The following is a 17,033-nucleotide window of genomic DNA, read 5'->3' on the forward strand; positions in this document are numbered from 1 at the left end:
TTAAGGAATCTGAACACAGGATATTATTTAACTCTCTTATTTGACTATTGGTTTTTTCTTCTAAATTCAAAAGATTATCTTTCATACTTCGTTTCAAGTCAGAATCTGCTTCTGACTTTTCTTTTAGGATTCGTTGGATAGTATCATAATAACATAGAATAAAGTAAGAAAGCGATTTAAAATCGTTATATACTATAGTTATCAGTAGTGAGAAAGGAGGTCTTATGGAGATAAAAGTGATTGCGAGTGATTTGGATGGCACTTTGTTGGATCAATATGGTCAATATGATAAAGATCGATTTGAGCGTATCCTGACTCAGTTAGAGCAAAAGGGGATTCATTTTGTTGTGGCGACAGGAAATAAAATAGAGCGTGTCAACCTTATTTTTCAGGAACTTAGTCCTCGTTTGTCTTATGTTGCTGAAAATGGAGGATACGTCCAAACAAGCTCTAAAATTTTACGGCAGAGTCAAATTACTCAAGATGATGCGTTGGCATTTATTGACTATTTTAAAGAAAGCTTAGTTGATTACCGTGTGGTGCTTTCAACTGCTCATCGCTCCTATGTATTGGACAGTGTTATTTTTTCAAAAGAACATGAGATGATTGAAGAAGAACAGTGGAACGCTTTTTTAGCTCATTTAGAGTTTGTGCCAAACTTTGAAGGGGTGGATTTTAATCATTTAACAAAAATCAATATGTTGGTTGAAAAAGATACCCATCAAGTCATAGAAAGGTTTAATAAAAACTTTAAGGGCAATCTTAGAGCGGTAACGAGCGGTTATGGAGCGATTGATATTTTACCTAGAGAGGTCGATAAAGCAAGTGGCTTAGAGCTTTTACTGAAGCAGTGGCAACTAAGCCCTCATCAAGTGATGGCTTTTGGTGACGGAGAAAATGATCGAGAGTTATTAGCTATGACACCGCATTCGTATGCCATGGCTAATGCTCCTGAAAGTGTGAAAAAAGTTGCCTTGCATCGTGCCCCTCATCATACTGAGGATGGAGTGCTGCAGGTGATTGAAGAATTTTTGAAAGATAAAGGAGAATAATATGGCAAATCAATTTCCAAAAGATTTTTTATGGGGTGGCGCGACAGCTGCTAATCAATTTGAAGGAGCTTATAACTTGGACGGTAAGGGCTTGTCCGTTCAGGATGTGACCCCAAGAGGTGGTGTTCCAGCCAAAGTTGGCGATCTTAATCCGCTGATTACAGAAGTTCCAACACCTGATAATTTAAAATTAGAGGGGATCGATTTTTACCATCGCTATAAAGAAGACATTGCCTTATTTGCAGAAATGGGATTTAAGGTTTTTCGTTTATCTATTGCTTGGTCACGTATTTTCCCAAATGGAGATGAGACAGAACCCAATGAAGCTGGATTAGCTTTTTATGATAAGGTGTTTGATGAGTTGGCTAAATACGATATTGAACCTTTAGTCACCCTATCACACTATGAAACCCCTCTGCATTTAGCAAGAAAGTATAATGGTTGGGCTAGTCGTGACTTAATTGATTTTTACGCGAGATATGTGACAACAGTCTTTGAGCGCTATAAAGATAAGGTAACCTACTGGTTGACCTTTAACGAGGTAAACTCTGTCTTACACGCGCCATTTATGTCAGGTGGTATTGCGACACCGATGGAGGACTTATCCAAACAAGACCTTTATCAAGCGGTGCATCATGAGTTGGTGGCATCGAGCTTAGCAACAAAAATTGGACATGAGATTAACCCTAACTTTAAGATTGGTTGTATGGTGATTGCTATGCCAGCCTATGCCATGACAGCGAATCCGTTGGATCAATTGGCTGTTCGTGACTTCAATAATCAAAACTATCTCTTTAGCGATATTCATGCTAGAGGAAAATATCCAAATTATATTAAACGTTACTTCAAGGAAAATCAGATTGAAATCCAGTTTGCTCCAGGGGATGAGGCTTTACTAGAAGAACACACGGTTGATTTTATTTCCTTTAGTTACTACATGAGTGTGGCGGTAGCGCATAACCCAGAAGATTATGAAACAGGTAGAGGTAATATTTTAGGAGGTGTTTCAAACCCTTATCTTGATAGTTCTGAATGGGGTTGGCAGATTGATCCTGTCGGCTTGCGTTTGGTGCTCAATGACTTTTATGACCGTTATCAATTGCCTCTTTTCATCGTTGAAAATGGTTTGGGTGCTAAAGATGTTTTAGTGGATGGCCCTAATGGACCAACGGTTGAGGATGACTACCGTATTGATTACCTTGAGAAACACCTCAAACAAGTCGCAGAAGCTATCGAAGATGGCGTCGAATTGTGGGGCTACACAACTTGGGGACCGATTGATCTCGTCTCAGCAAGCACGGCAGAACTCAGTAAGCGGTATGGATTTATCTATGTTGATCGACACGATGATGGCACAGGAACCCTTGCGCGTTATAAAAAGAAATCATTTGCTTGGTATAAAGAAGTCATTGAAAGTAATGGTGCAAGTTTATACAGCTAGTTTATGAAATGTTAATCTCACCAATTTGGTGGGATTTTTTTATCGTGGCGTAGCTGTTTTCTGACATTTTTTTAAAGAGGTGGTACACTAAACATATCAGAATCAAAGGAGAAAAACATGAAAACTTACGATATGATTGTCATTGGTTTTGGTAAGGCAGGAAAAACCTTAGCGGCCAAGATGGCTATGCAAGGTAAAACAGTTGCTATGGTGGAGCAGAGTCCTCAGATGTATGGAGGTACTTGTATCAATATCGGCTGCATCCCAACCAAGACCTTACTGAGGGCAGCAGAAAAGGGGCTAGAGTTTGCCAGTGTTATGGCAGAAAAAGATGCAGTGACCAGTCGTCTGCGTGCTAAGAATTTTGCTATGTTGGATCAAAAAGATACGGTTCATGTCTATACGGCAAAAGCAAGATTCGTCCAAAATAAAGTTATTGAGCTCCTGTCCGACCAAGACCAAGAGCAGATTACAGCGGAGACTATTATTATCAATACTGGCGCAGTTTCAAACCGCCTTCCCATACCAGGCTTAGCAGAAAGTCAAGGCGTTTATGATTCGACAGGTATTCAAGAGTTAGCGCAACAACCAGAGCGCTTGGGGATTATCGGTGGTGGAAATATCGGTTTAGAGTTTGCGACTCTGTATGCTGAGCTTGGGAGCCAAGTAACTGTTTTTGATCCGCAATCTCGCTTGTTTGCAAGAGAGGAGCTGATGGTTTCAGACTTAGCTAAGACCTACATGGAAGAGCAAGGGATTCACTTTGAGTTGTCTTCAACTATCTATCAGGTGGCAAATAAGGCTGACACAGTTGTGATAACGAGTGACAAAGGAGAGTTTGTCTTTGATGCTGTGCTTTATGCCACAGGACGCCGACCAAATACTCAAGAACTGAATCTTGAAGTGACTGATATTAAGCTCACGGATCGCGGGGCTATTGAGGTTGATGAGTTTTGTCAAACCAGTGTGCCTGGTGTCTTTGCAGTAGGAGATGTTAATGGAGGTCCTCAGTTTACCTATGTTTCTTTAGATGATTACCGTATTGTTTATGGCTATTTAACGGGAGACCTATCTTATTCGCTACAAAATCGTCATCATGTTCCGACAACTACCTTTGTCAATCCTCCATTGGCGCGTGTTGGTCTAGATGAGGCGACTGCTAAAGCAGAAGGATTGAGCTACAAAGCTAATACCTTGATGGTGGCTAATATGCCCCGTGCGCATGTTAACGGTGATTTACGTGGTTTCTTTAAAGTCGTGGTTAACCCAGAGACAGAAGAAATCTTAGGAGCAACCTTATATGGTGCAGAGGCAGGAGAATTGATTAACCTCATTACTATGGCGATGGATAATAAAATTCCTTACACTCACTTCCAAAAACAAATCTTCACTCATCCTACCATGGCAGAAAATTTTAACGATTTATTTAATGTTTAAGGAGACATCACGCTATGAGCTCTGCTTTTTTAAAAATGCTAGAAAAATACCAGGGAGAAAAATTGGTTCAATTTGCTAGTGAGCCAGCTAAAACTGATCCTTGTTTGCTGTTTTTGGGTGATTCAATTATGGATCTGTTTAAGACGGAGCAACTAAGAACTCAGCTGACACTTGTCAATCGAGGCATTAGCGGGATTGATACTAGCTTTTTGTTAGACCACTTTGATGAGATAACCAAAGGCATTCAGCCTGAAAAGATTTTCCTTTTGATTGGGACCAATGATCTTGGACAAGGAGAGGATCCTTTGAGTATCTATTGCCGTATTGATGAGCTTTGTCACAGACTGTCAGAAACCTTCCCAAAAGCACGGCTCTATCTCCAGTCTGTTTATCCTACACATGACAGTAGAGAGTTTTTTGAAACGGTGGGCTCTCGAACAAATGACCGCATTGAACAACTAAATCAGTTGTTACAGGGAACTAGAGGGGTGACCTACTTAGATGTTCATGATAAGCTTATTGATTTAACAGGTCAGCTTGACAAAGGCTACACTACAGATGGTTTACATCTTAGCCCTTTAGGTTATGATCAAGTAGCAGAGGTTCTCGAAACACTTCTTTAGTATAAAAGGCTGGATGTACTATCTAGCCTTTTGTTTGTAGTTTTCCGAAAAATAACTGAAACACTCTTGAAAATTATCTGAAAATTTTGTATAATGTAACTATTATTTTCAAAGGAGTGTTTTATGTCACAAACTGATTCAAAATGGCGAAATAGATTAAAAGCCATGGGACCTGGTATTCTGATGGCGTCAGCAGCTGTCGGAGGTTCTCATATTGTTTCTTCAGCTCAAGCAGGTGCCTTATATGGCTGGTCTTTGCTTGGTTTGGTTATCCTAGCCAATGTCTTTAAGTACCCGTTCTTCCGTTTTGGTGCGGAATATACAGCTGACACTGGTAAGACCTTGGTTGAAGGGTATGCTGAAAAAGGCAAGCTTTACCTTTGGGTCTTCTTTATCTTAAATGTTTTCTCAGCTATGGTAAACACAGCTGGCGTGGCTATTTTATGTTCAGCTATTATTGCCAGTGCCTTTCCAATGATTGGTCTAAGCATTACCCAGTGGTCATTGATTTTACTAGCGATTATTTGGGCAATGCTCTTGTTTGGAGGCTATAAGCTCTTAGATGGCATGGCTAAGTGGATTATGTCAGCTCTAACAATTGCAACGGTGGTTGCTGTTATTGTTGCAGTTATCGAGCATCCTGAGGTTGGTGCTGACTTTGTTGAAAAGACTCCTTGGCAAATGGCAGCCCTACCTTTTATCGTTTCTTTACTAGGTTGGATGCCAGCTCCGATTGAAATTTCAGCTATCAACTCACTCTGGTCAGCTGAGAAAAAGAAATCGGTCGATTTTAGTACTGAGGATGCCCTCTTTGACTTTAACGTTGGTTTTATCGGGACTGCGATTCTGGCTGTTTTCTTTGTGGCTCTTGGGGCGCTTATCCAGTATCCAACAGGTAAACCTGTTGAGGGTGCATCTGCAGCTTATATCTCACAATTTGTAGGCATGTATGCTTCAGTACTTGGAGAGTGGTCACGTTACTTGATTACTTTTATCGCCTTCTTGTGTATCTTTGGAACAGTAATTACAGTTGTTGATGGGTATTCCCGTGTTAACCAAGCCTCGCTTGATTTGTTGTTGAACCAAAAAGAAACTCAGGCTAAGTCTTTAAATATTTGGATGACAGTCACTGCTATTGTTGGGTTGATTATTATCTTCTTCTTTGCAGGACAAGTGGCTACTATGTTACGTTTTGCCATGATTGGGTCATTCTTGACGACACCATTCTTTGCCCTGTTAAACTACGTCTTGGTAACTGGCGAAAATAAAAATCTTCCGACTTGGCTAAAAGCACTAGCGATTGCAGGTTTGATCTTCTTGTTTGGCTTTGCCTTGTTCTTTATCTACGCTCTGGCGATTGGCCAAGTTTAATGTTACTGACAGCATCTGAGGATGCTGTTTTTTCTTACAAGATTGTAAGGTTTGAGAACGATGTTGTAAGTTTTTGATTAAGTAAAAATTGATATAATGAATTCATCGGTTAAGGAGTAATAAAGAAATGGAGATTTGAAATGATGTTGCTAAAAATCAATCATTTAGAAAAAGTTTACCGCACGCGCTTTTCAAAAGAGGAAACTCGTGCTTTGCAAGATGTGGATTTTAAGGTAGAAGAGGGTGAGTTTATCGCCATCATGGGTGAAAGTGGTTCAGGTAAGACGACTTTGCTCAATATTCTAGCAACCTTGGACAAGCCAACTCGTGGCTCTGTTCTTTTGAACAATCAAGATATTACCAAAATCAAGGAGAGCGAGCTGGCCGATTTCCGTTTGCGTAACCTGGGCTTTGTCTTCCAAGATTTTAATCTCTTGGACACTCTGTCTATCCAAGACAATATCTTTTTACCTCTGGTATTGGCACGTACCAGCCATGAGGAAATGGAAAAACGTTTGAAAGTCTTGGCGCCAAAACTACGTATTCAAGATTTGCTGAAAAAACGTCCCTTTGAACTTTCTGGTGGACAGAAGCAGCGCGTGGCCATTGCCCGTAGTTTGATTACCCAGCCACAGATTGTCCTAGCGGATGAGCCGACGGCTGCCCTAGATTACCGCAATTCGGAAGACTTGCTGAATTTGTTTGAAGACATTAACCTAGACGGACAAACCATTCTCATGGTGACCCACTCAGCCAACGCAGCCAGCCATGCCAAACGTGTTCTCTTTATCAAGGATGGTCGGATTTTCCACCAATTGTACAAGGCAGGTAAGAGCAATCAAGACTTTGCCAAGGAAATTTCGCTCAATATGTCTGCACTTTTAGGGGGTGAGTAGATGTTTTACCTCAAACTTGCTGGGCAAAATATCCGAAAATCCATGGGTGTTTTTGCTCCATTCGTTTTAGCCAGTCTTGTGCTATTTACTCTGATTTGTTCCATGTTCTTACTCATGCTAAGTCCAGTTATGGAGACCATGGGCTCTGGTGCCGTTTCTATCGGTCTTGGTGTTGTTGTTCTGACCATTTTCTCGGTCATTATGGAGATTTATAGTTTTAATTTCCTGATGAAACAACGGGCGAGGGAATTTGGTCTCTATAACATGCTGGGGATGAACAAGAAAAAAGTAGCCTTGATAGCCAGCCTAGAATTGATGATGATATTCTTACTGGTTGTGGTTCTTGGTTCTGTCTTAGCTGGTGTGTTCGCAAATGTTCTCTACTTGATTTTTGTCAATCTAACAAATTATAGTGATTTGCATTTTGGAATAGCTCCTCTGGCATTTGCCATGACCGCCTTTCTCTTTGCGGGTATCTTCTTTATCTTGGAATTGCTGGCTATTCGGACGATTGGCAAGACCAGTCCGCTGATTTTGTTTAGCGCTAGTGAAAAAGGGGAGAAGGAGCCGCGTGGGAATTTCCTCTTGGCAGCACTCGGTGTACTTAGCCTAGGGGTTGGTTACTACCTATCACTTTCTTCTCAATCTGCAGGAGTTGGCGTCATCTATCGTTTCTTCATCGCTGTGCTCTTTGTCATCGCGGGGACCTACTTGTTCTACATCAGCTTTATGACTTGGTATTTGAAGGCTCGTCGGAAAAACAAAGGCTATTTTTACACGCCAGAGCATTTCATTACCACGTCGCAGATGATTTTCCGTATGAAACAGCATGCAACTGGTTTGGCAAATATTACCCTCTTAGCAGTCATGGCCTTTGTGACCATTGCAACAACGACTTCACTTTATACTGGCATGTCAAGCATGACAAGTGGTCTTTATCCAAAGGAAACATCTATTACCTACAAAGTTGCGGATAGAAGTCAGGGTGAAAGTGCCTATCAGCAATCGGTGCTCAGCCATTTTCCAGAAAAAGCGGAAGATAGTCTGTCCTACCTGACCTACCAAGCTGGTCTGGTCTATGACGGTGGGAAGGAGATTGTCATTAGTCCAGAAACCATTGCCAATCCAGACTTTAGCAAAATAGCCTTTACCTACTTCGTCACCCAAGATGATTTCCGGAAGTTGGGCAATGACCTGCCAGAGCTGGCTGCCAATCAAGTTGCCTTTATCCGTCCAAGTGAAATGCCGTTGCTAGAGAAAGTCACTTTGGGAGATAGTACTTTCGAGAATGTAGTAAATCTTGATACAGCTATTTTCCCTGATATTACTAATACGCTCAATGCTGCCGTTATGGTAGTCAGTGATGACACTGTATTGAATACTGTTCGTGAGTATTATGAGTCCAATAATCCACAAGGCTATCAGGTTAGTCTGGACTACCGTGTCTTTACTGATATGACCAATGAGGAAGTGGCCACTCTTGGTGAGCAGGCAGGCGATGCCTATAATATCAGTGATGCTAATGGAGAATCTTTAGGATACGTCATGCAGAAAACAGACTTTACCAATATGATCATGGGCTTCAGAGGTGGATTTCTCTTCACAGGCTTCTTGTTGGGTATTAGTTTCTTGCTAGGTGCTGCCTTGATTATTTACTACAAGCAGTACTCGGAAGGGCATGAAGACAAGAAATCCTACAAGATTCTACAAGAAGTGGGCATGAGTGCAGCAGCGGTCAAAAAGACCATTAACTCGCAAACACTTACGGTCTTCTTTATGCCACTAGCTATGGCGACCTTGCATTTCGTGATTTCTCTTGTTATGCTTAAGCAAATGCTATTGACCCTTGGTGTCACCTCTTCGCTTATGATTTATACCGTCAGCGGAATTACCCTACTGGCAGTCGCTCTGATTTACTTTGTCATTTACAAGTGGACTAGTCGCACCTATTACCGCATTATTGAACGCTAGAAGAAGTCTCGCCTTGTGCGAGATTTCTTGCTTTTTCAGGGGAATGGTGTTACAATGGTAATACCAAAGGAATACTCGAAGAGGTGAGAAAATGGCAGCTATTACATTGAAAGTTTCTGAGCAGGACAAACTCTTTATGCAGGCTATGGCAAAGTTTGAAGGTGTCAGTTTGTCAGAACTCATTCGGACTAAAACCCTTGAAGCCCTTGAAGATGAATACGATGCCCGTGTGGCTGATATTGCACTTGCAGAATACGAGGCTGACTTGGCGAACGGCATTGAGCCGATTAGCTGGGAGGAAATGTTGGAAGAGTTGGGATTGACGAATGAAGACCAGTTATAAACTCGTACCAACCAGTCGTTTTATCAAACAGTTGAAAAAGCTGGACAAATTTACTCAAAAGCAGATTACCAACTACCTTTCCAGTCATGTGACTGACAACCCCAGACAATACGGAAAAGCTTTGACTGCCAATCGTTCTGGCCAATGGCGGTATCGTATCGGAAATTACAGGGTCATCGTCAGTATTGAAGATGATAAAGTGACAGTTACAAGTCTAAAAATGAGAAATGGAAGTATATAAGAAAGCCAAGACCTGTGGCCTGGCTTTTGCAGAATGAAAATGATGAAAAAAGAGAAGATTTATATTGTTGAAGATGATGAGATGATTGTCCAACTCTTGAAGCAGCATTTGGGAAAATCTTATCAGGTAGAAAGTGTGCAGAATTTCCGAGCTGTCAGTCAGGAGGTTGCTGAAATCAAACCAGACTTGGTGCTGATGGACATTAGCCTACCCTATTACAACGGTTTTTACTGGACAACGGAAATCCGTAAAACCATGACCATGCCCATTATCTTTATCTCTTCTAGCGATGATGAGATGAATGCAGTCATGGCCATGAATATGGGTGGCGATGATTTTGTATCCAAACCGTTTTCACTAGGGATTTTGGATGCCAAAATCGGTGCCTTCCTGCGTCGAGTCAATCAATTCAGCAAAACAACTGACTTGTCGATCGACCAGTTCCAGCTTAGTTTGGATGGGCGTTTTTCAAGCGAATCGGAACAGGTTCAATTGTCACCTACGGAAACCAAGATTTTGTCCGCCTTACTAGAACGACAAGGGCAGATTGTCAGTAAGGAAGAACTCTTGGAAAAACTCTGGGAAAATGAAGAATTTATCGACCAGAATACCCTCAATGTCAACATGACTCGTCTGCGAAAGAAGGTGAGTGAAGTGGGATTTGACCGTATTCATACAGTTCGTGGCGTGGGGTACTTGGTCAAATGATGGCAAAATTTATCCGAGAATATCGTAGTTTTTATTTCGCCTATCTGGTCTTGGCTGGTAGTTTTATCTTGCTCTTTTTACTTTACAAACTGCCCACCGAATTCCTGCAAAACGCTCTGCTATTGTCCCTAACCCTCTTAATCCTTCTCACTGCAGGGCTTTTCTGGAAGTTTCGCAACCGCATGAGAGCCTTGGAAGACTACGTCCATGAAGAAGCTCTGCCCCTGCTGAATAAGCCTGTGGACCTTGCCTATCTCAACTTGATTGAAGCGGAGAAGGAGGCGACACGGGAACAGCTCCTGGATTATAAGTCACGAGAAGAGGACCTGCAAGCTATGGTCAAACTCTGGTCCCACCAGATGAAAGTGCCTATGGCAGCCCTATCCCTCATGAGTCAGACCAATCAGCTATCTTCAAAGGACGTAGATTATCAGCTACTACGTATGGAAAACTATTTGGGTAATTTACTCACCTATATGCGATTATCTAGTCAGGTTAGTGATTTTCGCTTTGAAGAGCTTGATGCCCGTGATTTGGTGGTTGGAATAGTGAAAAAGTACCGTCAACAGTTTTTACAAAAAGAGATAGCTGTTGCAATTACGGGTAGTTGGCAGCTGAAAACCGATCGTAAATGGTTGTCTTATGCCCTAGAGCAGTTAATCGATAACGCGCTCAAATATACGCCCAGTCAGGGGAAGATTACCATCACCTTATCAGATGGTATTGAGGTTGCGGATACTGGTATTGGGATTTTAGCTGAGGATATTCCTCGTCTATTTGAAGAAGGGTTTACTGGCTACAACGGTCGTGAGCATCAGAAAGCAACAGGTTTTGGTCTCTACCTGACCAAAAAAATTTTGATGCAGTTAGGACTTGATATCCGCGTCACTAGTCAGGTTGATAAAGGCAGTCGGTTTTATATTGTAAAGCTTTAGAGCAGGGAGGACAATTAGGTTTGTCCTCCTTTTGCTTAGGATACTATCAGTTTGTCATAGGATAGGATAAGATTTAGCTACGAAAAGGTATTATACTATTAGTAAACAAACTTTCAGGAGGTTATAAAATGGCTGTTAAACTTTATTTGATGCGACATGGACAGACCCTATTTAACTCACAAAAACGTGTTCAAGGTTGGTGTAATTCTCCTTTGACAGAAAAAGGGAAAGAGCAGGCGTTATCAGCTAAAACCTATTTTGAGGAGGCGGGCGTTACCTTTGATTTCGCCTATGCTTCAACACAGGAGCGAGCAAGAGATACGCTAGAGTTGATAACAGATACGCCTTTTGAGCAAGTTAAGGGGTTAAAAGAGATGAATTTCGGAGTTTTTGAAGCTAGAGAAGAAGAGCTCCTACCGAAGCATAGACCAGGAAGTCAGTCTTTTGAGGATCTGTTGGTTCCTTATGGTGGTGAGGATATTCGTCAAGTTGGCGACCGTTTGGCTGCTTGTTTGGAAGCTTTACTTGAAAAACATGATGGGCAAGCTATATTAGCTGTGAGCCATGGGGCTGCTATGTGGGGCTTTATCTTGCAGCAAGGTATGGTGCTACCAGATGGCTTTACCTTTGGTAACTGTGCTATCTGCCAGATTCATTGGGACGAGGCTGGCTTTGTGTTAGAAAAAGTCATTAATCCCTTGACTAAGGAAGTTTTTGATTGTTAGCAATATGAACAAAGTATTTGTAATGAAAAAATATTGTAATTAGAACATGAGAGAAGGAGTAAGAAAATGACACAAAAAATCATCTTCCTAGATGTGGATGGGACCTTGGTGGATTACCATAATCGTATCCCAGCGTCAGCTGTGGTAGCTATTCGTCAGGCGCGTGCCAATGGGCATCGTGTTTATGTCTGTACGGGGCGTAGCCGTGCGGAGATGCAGGAAGAGATTTGGGAGATTGGCATTGATGGGATGATTGGAGGTAACGGCTCTTATGTTGAGAATGACGGCAAGGTTATCTTCCACCAGTTAATCGCTAAAGATGAGGCAATCCGTGTCGTGGATTGGCTACAAGAGAGAGGGCTAGCTTTTTATCTGGAATCTAATAACGGCTTGTTTGCTTCTGAGGATTTTAGAGAAGCAGCACCAACTGTTATGGCTGAGTATGTTAATCGCAAGGGAATTGTAAATCCTAAAGAGCAAGAACAAGTAACAACCAACTTTTTGGATCAAATGACCCATGGTGCAGAGCTTTACCGAGATGATCTCAATAAAATTAGTTTTATTCTGTCAAGCTATCAAGATCACCTAGATTCCATTCAAGCTTTTCCAAATCTAGAAGCACATACCTGGGGCGGACGGGGCGAAACAGCTCTCTTTGGTGATTTAGGGGTTAAAGGGATTGATAAGGCACAGGCCGTTGATGCTCTACTAGCCCACTTAGGTGCCGATAGAAGGGATACCATAGCGTTTGGAGATGCTAAGATTGATATTCCCATGCTGGACTATTGTGAGATTGGTGTCGCTATGGGAAATGGTGGCCAAGAAATTCTGGCTATGGCAGATAAGGTTACAGCAGATGTCGAGGATGACGGTCTTTACAAGGCTTTTGTTGATTTAGAGTTAATCTAAATCATAGGATAGTATCAGTTTTTCTTATCATCTGATAAGAAAAGGGTTCCAAAATGATTTATAATATGATTTAAAGAGTAGATTAAGGAGTTTTATATGATGGCAAAACAGTTTCCAGAAGGCTTTCTTTGGGGTGGGGCAACCGCTGCTAACCAATTAGAAGGAGCTTATAACGAAGGTGGTCGTGGTTTAGCTAATGTTGACGTGTCACCAGTTGGTGAAGATCGCATCAAAATTATCACAGGGCAACTCAAACATTTTGACTTTGATGATGAGCATTTTTATCCTGCTAAAGAAGCTATTGATTTCTACCATCGCTATAAGGAAGACATTGCCCTCTTTGCAGAAATGGGCTTTAAAACATTTCGGATGTCTATCGGCTGGTCACGTATTTTTCCAAAGGGGGATGAGCTAGAGCCAAATGAAGAAGGTCTAGCCTTTTATGAAGATGTTTTCAAAGAGTGTCGAAAATACGATATTGAACCTTTGGTGACCATTACCCACTTTGACATTCCTATGCATTTGGTGACAGAGTATGGTGGTTGGCGTAATCGCAAAATGCTAGCATTTTATGAACGTCTCTGTCGTACCTTGTTTACGCGTTACAAAGGCTTGGTCAACTATTGGTTAACCTTCAACGAAATCAATATGATTTTACATGCCCCATTTATGGGAGCAGGGCTTTACTTTGAAGAAGGGGAAAATGAAACGCAAGTTAAATATCAAGCAGCCCATCACGAATTGGTGGCTTCTGCCATTGCGACAAAATTAGCCCACGAGATTGACCCTAAAAACAAGGTCGGCTGTATGTTGGCTGCAGGGCAATATTATCCAAACACTGCCCACCCAAGAGATTACTGGGCAGCCATGCAAGAAGACCGTGAAAATTACTTCTTCATTGACGTTCAAGCTCGCGGTTACTACCCTAACTATGCCAAGAAAAAATGGGAGCGTGAGGGAATCGAGCTAGACATCACCGAAGAGGATTTGGCACTATTAAGAGACTATACGGTTGACTTTGTCTCATTTTCATACTATTCAAGCCGTGTGGCATCAGGTGATCCCGAGGTCACAGAGAAGACAGCAGGCAATATCTTTGCTTCTTTAAAAAACCCTTATCTCGATGCTTCTGAGTGGGGCTGGCAAATTGACCCACTTGGGCTTCGTATCACTCTAAACGCTATCTGGGATCGTTATCAAAAACCAATGTTCATCGTCGAAAATGGTTTGGGAGCTATTGACACCCCGGATGACAATGGTTATGTCGAAGATGACTACCGTATCGACTACCTCCGCCAACATATCAAAACCATGCGTGATGCCATTATAGAAGATGGGGTTGAATTACTAGGTTATACCACTTGGGGACCGATTGACCTTGTCTCAGCTGGAACTGGTGAGATGAAAAAACGTTATGGCTTTATCTATGTTGACCGTGACAATGCCGGTAAAGGCACTCTTAAACGCTCTAAGAAAAAATCATTTGACTGGTACAAAAAAGTTATCGCGACAAATGGCGCAGAGCTGTAATTGTTAAAAGCTAGGGAAAATCACCCTAGTTTTTTAGTGGACATCTCTAAGGGTTTAACGTAAAATAACAAGAAAGAGGAACTTGATATGAAAGATAACGAACAGTTACGTCAAAAAATTGGTGACTTAGCTTACCAAGTCACCCAACACGCTGCAACAGAACCAGCTTTTACAGGTCGATACAATCAGTTTTTTGAAAAGGGTATCTACGTTGACATTGTCAGTGGAGAGCCACTCTTTTCGTCCCTTGATAAGTATCAATCTGGCTGTGGTTGGCCAGCATTTACAAAACCCATAGACAATCGTCTAGTCACCTATCACGATGATTTCTCCTACCATATGTATCGAATTGAAGTAAAAAGCCAGAAAGTCGGCTCACATCTAGGGCATGTTTTTAACGATGGTCCGCTAGAGACAGGGGGGTTACGCTATTGCATCAATTCGGCAGCTCTGCGTTTTATTGCTTATCAAAATTTGGATAAAGAGGGCTATGGGCGTTGGAAGGAGCTTTTTAAGGAGTAGATAATGACATTTATTGAAGAGATGCGACAAACAATGGCGGCATCAGACCGTCGAAGAGATAAAGACCTCATGATTCCCAAGGATATTGAACAGCATAGAGATATCCTTTATGGTAGCGATAAGCAGTGGCAAATTCTTGATCTGTATCGCCCATTAGAAATCAAAGATAAAGAACTTCCTGTGATTATTAATGTTCATGGAGGTGGCTGGGTTTATGGAGATAAGGAGCTTTATCAGTATTATGGCATGAATTTAGCACAGCGGGGCTTTGCTGTTATCAATTTTAGTTACCGATTAGCACCAGAACATCGTTTTCCAGCACAGTTGGAGGACATTAATCTTGTGTTTCATTGGTTATTAAAAAATGCCTCCAATTATCAGTTGAATACAAATAATCTATTTGCAGTGGGTGATTCAGCAGGAGCTCATCTCTTGAGCCTTTACGTTACCTACCTTAACAGTCAAGCTTATAACCGATTTTACGCTTTTGATAAACCTGAACAGTTAGCGTTAAAGGCGATTGCTTTAAATGCTGGGATTTATCAATTTGATTTAAAAGAAACTAAGCAAGATAAGCAGACTAAAAAGTTGCTTCATGCCTTTTTGTCGTCAAAGCATTACTATCGCGACCTGAAAAAAATTTCTGTTTTAGATAAGATCAAGCTGAATTTCCCGCCTACTTTTATTACAACCTCTGTGGCTGATTTTCTCAGATCCGAAAGCCTCCTGTTGGCAGCTACCTTAACCGAAAAAGAAATTGAGTACAGTTATCATTTATACGGCGGTAAAGAAAATCGACTCAAACATGTCTTTCACCTCAATATCTTGGATCAAAGTGCTATCACCTGTAATGATGATACTATAGCTTTCTTTAAAAAATATATGGATTAAAAAAGTAAAAGTACCTTCACTTACGAATAAAAGAGTGGAGGTACTTTTTTATGTATAATATTACATTTCCTAAAACCAGTCTAATGCCAAGAGAAAAACTCGCCTTACGAGGACCAGAACAACTCAGTACACAAGAATTACTTGCTATTTGTTTAAGAACAGGCACGAAAAAAGAATCGGTTGCCAGTATTTCTCAGAAAATACTCGATAAGATTGACCACTTGGGACAATTGCGCCAGCTTTCTTTACAGGAACTTCAAGCTATCAAAGGTATCGGACCTGTTAAGGCAATCGAACTTAAAGCCATGCTTGAGTTGGCAAAACGGATCCAAGAAGCAGAAGTTGAAGAAAATGATCGCATTTTAGGGAGTCAGATGCTAGCTGAGAAGCTAATGATTGAATTAGGGGAATTAAAACAGGAGCATGTTCTTGGTTTTTATCTAGACACTCAAAATCGAATTATTGAACAACGCCTTCTTTTTATCGGATCTGTCAGACGCTCTATTGTGGAAATTAGGGAGGTATTACATTACGCTTGTAAAAATATGGCAACCTCTTTGATTATCGTTCATAACCATCCCTCAGGTGCTATCCAACCTAGCTTTCAAGATGAAGAATTCACAAAAAAACTCAAGCGATCTTGTGAGGACATGGGAATTGTGCTTTTAGACCACTTGATTATTGGGAAAAAGAACTATTATAGCTTTCGAGAAGAAACGGATTATTGTAGTTAGCTTAAAACTCATTGACAATAAAGTCAAACAAGCTACGATCTTCCTCTCTGCTTTCATGGAGCAACTCTGGATGCCATTGAACACCCAAAAATCGAATATCAGGATGGATAGATTCAACAGCTTCAATGGTATCATCTTTAGGGTCGTAAGCAACCACCCTTAACAAAGGAGATAATTCCTTAATACTCTGATGATGAAAGGAGTTAATCTGGCTAGACTTTCCATAAATCGGAAGAAGGACACTATCATCTGACACAATCATTTGCTGACTAAGGTAATCAGATGGTGCATCTTGCCAATGGTTTTCGATATCTTGATTTAACGAACCAGCCAAGGCAATATTCATCAATTGCGTTCCGCGGCAGACAGAAAAAATCGGCTTTCTTTGTTTAATAGCTTCATCTACTAAGGCAAATTCAAATAAATCACGATCACGATGAAAATCATCATCGCTAGTATCTTTTTCTTCGCCATAAAAAACAGGATCTACATTTTGTCCACCTGTTAAAATCAGTTTATCCACCATAGAAATATAGTCTTTAGCGCATTTAGGATCACCAACAGGGATAATAAGCGGGACACCACCTGAGGCTTGAACAGCTTGGACATAATTAGTAGGAGTATAAGACCACATAATATCGGGATACTTATAATTTGGTCTTTCATTACCTGATATTCCAATAATAGGTTTTGACATAATGGCT

18 protein-coding genes are annotated in these 17,033 nt (G+C 41.1%); 17 read left to right on the top strand and 1 reads right to left on the bottom strand.

Annotated features, from left to right (window positions below):
- The first annotated feature begins 224 nt into the window (after window positions 1-224).
- The 17 genes from ACEE75_RS05355 (at window position 225) to radC (ending at window position 16,329) form a co-directional block, all read left to right on the top strand.
- Window positions 225-1,052, top strand: a complete 828-nt coding sequence (locus ACEE75_RS05355; protein ID WP_447575341.1) for a Cof-type HAD-IIB family hydrolase — start codon at window positions 225-227, stop codon at window positions 1,050-1,052.
- A gap of 1 nt (window position 1,053) precedes the next feature.
- Window positions 1,054-2,493 (top strand): glycoside hydrolase family 1 protein, encoded by a 1,440-nt coding sequence (locus ACEE75_RS05360; protein WP_447575340.1) that lies wholly within the window; start codon window positions 1,054-1,056, stop codon window positions 2,491-2,493.
- 117 nt (window positions 2,494-2,610) lie between these two features.
- Window positions 2,611-3,930: an FAD-containing oxidoreductase gene (locus ACEE75_RS05365; RefSeq protein WP_447575339.1), complete on the top strand. Its 1,320-nt coding sequence runs from the start codon at window positions 2,611-2,613 to the stop codon at window positions 3,928-3,930.
- A 14-nt stretch (window positions 3,931-3,944) separates the two neighbouring features.
- Window positions 3,945-4,553, top strand: coding sequence for a GDSL-type esterase/lipase family protein (locus ACEE75_RS05370; RefSeq protein ID WP_447575338.1), 609 nt, complete (start codon window positions 3,945-3,947; stop codon window positions 4,551-4,553).
- Window positions 4,554-4,676: 123 nt separating this feature from the next.
- A complete protein-coding gene (locus ACEE75_RS05375) occupies window positions 4,677-5,924 on the top strand; it encodes an NRAMP family divalent metal transporter (protein WP_354368259.1) in 1,248 nt (415 codons plus the stop codon).
- Between the two features lie 143 nt (window positions 5,925-6,067).
- The gene (locus ACEE75_RS05380; protein ID WP_449164835.1) at window positions 6,068-6,820 is read left to right on the top strand and encodes an ABC transporter ATP-binding protein; all 753 of its coding nucleotides are present in this window, start codon (window positions 6,068-6,070) and stop codon (window positions 6,818-6,820) included.
- On the top strand, window positions 6,821-8,791 hold the full coding sequence (locus tag ACEE75_RS05385; RefSeq protein WP_449164830.1) for an FtsX-like permease family protein: 1,971 nt from the start codon (window positions 6,821-6,823) through the stop codon (window positions 8,789-8,791).
- A 91-nt stretch (window positions 8,792-8,882) separates the two neighbouring features.
- Window positions 8,883-9,134, top strand: coding sequence for a type II toxin-antitoxin system RelB family antitoxin (relB, locus tag ACEE75_RS05390; RefSeq protein WP_449164829.1), 252 nt, complete (start codon window positions 8,883-8,885; stop codon window positions 9,132-9,134).
- A complete protein-coding gene (locus ACEE75_RS05395) occupies window positions 9,118-9,375 on the top strand; it encodes a type II toxin-antitoxin system RelE family toxin (RefSeq protein ID WP_449164828.1) in 258 nt (85 codons plus the stop codon). Before relB ends, ACEE75_RS05395 begins: the two co-directional genes overlap by 17 nt.
- Window positions 9,376-9,414: 39 nt before the next feature.
- Window positions 9,415-10,083 carry a response regulator transcription factor gene (locus tag ACEE75_RS05400; RefSeq protein WP_161943640.1) on the top strand — a complete coding sequence of 223 codons (669 nt, stop codon included), beginning with the start codon at window positions 9,415-9,417 and terminating at the stop codon, window positions 10,081-10,083.
- On the top strand, window positions 10,080-11,018 hold the full coding sequence (locus ACEE75_RS05405; protein WP_449164827.1) for a sensor histidine kinase: 939 nt from the start codon (window positions 10,080-10,082) through the stop codon (window positions 11,016-11,018). Before ACEE75_RS05400 ends, ACEE75_RS05405 begins: the two co-directional genes overlap by 4 nt.
- Window positions 11,019-11,146: 128 nt before the next feature.
- Window positions 11,147-11,743, top strand: coding sequence for a histidine phosphatase family protein (locus ACEE75_RS05410; RefSeq protein WP_447574375.1), 597 nt, complete (start codon window positions 11,147-11,149; stop codon window positions 11,741-11,743).
- Between the two features lie 66 nt (window positions 11,744-11,809).
- Window positions 11,810-12,652, top strand: a complete 843-nt coding sequence (locus tag ACEE75_RS05415; protein ID WP_447574376.1) for an HAD family hydrolase — start codon at window positions 11,810-11,812, stop codon at window positions 12,650-12,652.
- Window positions 12,653-12,748: 96 nt separating this feature from the next.
- Entirely contained in the window at window positions 12,749-14,182 is a 1,434-nt protein-coding gene (locus tag ACEE75_RS05420) for a 6-phospho-beta-glucosidase (protein ID WP_447574377.1), read from the top strand.
- An 87-nt stretch (window positions 14,183-14,269) separates the two neighbouring features.
- Entirely contained in the window at window positions 14,270-14,704 is a 435-nt protein-coding gene (gene msrB, locus ACEE75_RS05425; RefSeq protein ID WP_447574378.1) for a peptide-methionine (R)-S-oxide reductase MsrB, read from the top strand.
- A gap of 3 nt (window positions 14,705-14,707) precedes the next feature.
- A complete protein-coding gene (locus ACEE75_RS05430; protein WP_447574379.1) occupies window positions 14,708-15,595 on the top strand; it encodes an alpha/beta hydrolase in 888 nt (295 codons plus the stop codon).
- Window positions 15,596-15,645: 50 nt separating this feature from the next.
- Window positions 15,646-16,329, top strand: coding sequence for a RadC family protein (gene radC / locus ACEE75_RS05435; protein WP_354369767.1), 684 nt, complete (start codon window positions 15,646-15,648; stop codon window positions 16,327-16,329).
- Window position 16,330: 1 nt separating this feature from the next.
- Here radC and ACEE75_RS05440 read toward each other — a convergent pair whose 3' ends face one another.
- Complete coding sequence (locus ACEE75_RS05440) at window positions 16,331-17,026, bottom strand: gamma-glutamyl-gamma-aminobutyrate hydrolase family protein (RefSeq protein WP_427895288.1); 696 nt, start codon at window positions 17,024-17,026, stop codon at window positions 16,331-16,333.
- Window positions 17,027-17,033 lie beyond the last annotated feature (7 nt).

This window comes from Streptococcus sp. 11273D007BT (genome assembly GCF_053547195.1).

Coding starts and splice junctions, on each gene's coding strand:
- ACEE75_RS05355 (WP_447575341.1), top strand. CDS start 225: ATGGAGATAAAAGTGATTGCGAGTGATTTGGATGGCACTTTGTTGGAT.
- ACEE75_RS05360 (WP_447575340.1), top strand. CDS start 1,054: ATGGCAAATCAATTTCCAAAAGATTTTTTATGGGGTGGCGCGACAGCT.
- ACEE75_RS05365 (WP_447575339.1), top strand. CDS start 2,611: ATGAAAACTTACGATATGATTGTCATTGGTTTTGGTAAGGCAGGAAAA.
- ACEE75_RS05370 (WP_447575338.1), top strand. CDS start 3,945: ATGAGCTCTGCTTTTTTAAAAATGCTAGAAAAATACCAGGGAGAAAAA.
- ACEE75_RS05375 (WP_354368259.1), top strand. CDS start 4,677: ATGTCACAAACTGATTCAAAATGGCGAAATAGATTAAAAGCCATGGGA.
- ACEE75_RS05380 (WP_449164835.1), top strand. CDS start 6,068: ATGTTGCTAAAAATCAATCATTTAGAAAAAGTTTACCGCACGCGCTTT.
- ACEE75_RS05385 (WP_449164830.1), top strand. CDS start 6,821: ATGTTTTACCTCAAACTTGCTGGGCAAAATATCCGAAAATCCATGGGT.
- relB (WP_449164829.1), top strand. CDS start 8,883: ATGGCAGCTATTACATTGAAAGTTTCTGAGCAGGACAAACTCTTTATG.
- ACEE75_RS05395 (WP_449164828.1), top strand. CDS start 9,118: ATGAAGACCAGTTATAAACTCGTACCAACCAGTCGTTTTATCAAACAG.
- ACEE75_RS05400 (WP_161943640.1), top strand. CDS start 9,415: ATGATGAAAAAAGAGAAGATTTATATTGTTGAAGATGATGAGATGATT.
- ACEE75_RS05405 (WP_449164827.1), top strand. CDS start 10,080: ATGATGGCAAAATTTATCCGAGAATATCGTAGTTTTTATTTCGCCTAT.
- ACEE75_RS05410 (WP_447574375.1), top strand. CDS start 11,147: ATGGCTGTTAAACTTTATTTGATGCGACATGGACAGACCCTATTTAAC.
- ACEE75_RS05415 (WP_447574376.1), top strand. CDS start 11,810: ATGACACAAAAAATCATCTTCCTAGATGTGGATGGGACCTTGGTGGAT.
- ACEE75_RS05420 (WP_447574377.1), top strand. CDS start 12,749: ATGATGGCAAAACAGTTTCCAGAAGGCTTTCTTTGGGGTGGGGCAACC.
- msrB (WP_447574378.1), top strand. CDS start 14,270: ATGAAAGATAACGAACAGTTACGTCAAAAAATTGGTGACTTAGCTTAC.
- ACEE75_RS05430 (WP_447574379.1), top strand. CDS start 14,708: ATGACATTTATTGAAGAGATGCGACAAACAATGGCGGCATCAGACCGT.
- radC (WP_354369767.1), top strand. CDS start 15,646: ATGTATAATATTACATTTCCTAAAACCAGTCTAATGCCAAGAGAAAAA.
- ACEE75_RS05440 (WP_427895288.1), bottom strand. CDS start 17,026: ATGTCAAAACCTATTATTGGAATATCAGGTAATGAAAGACCAAATTAT.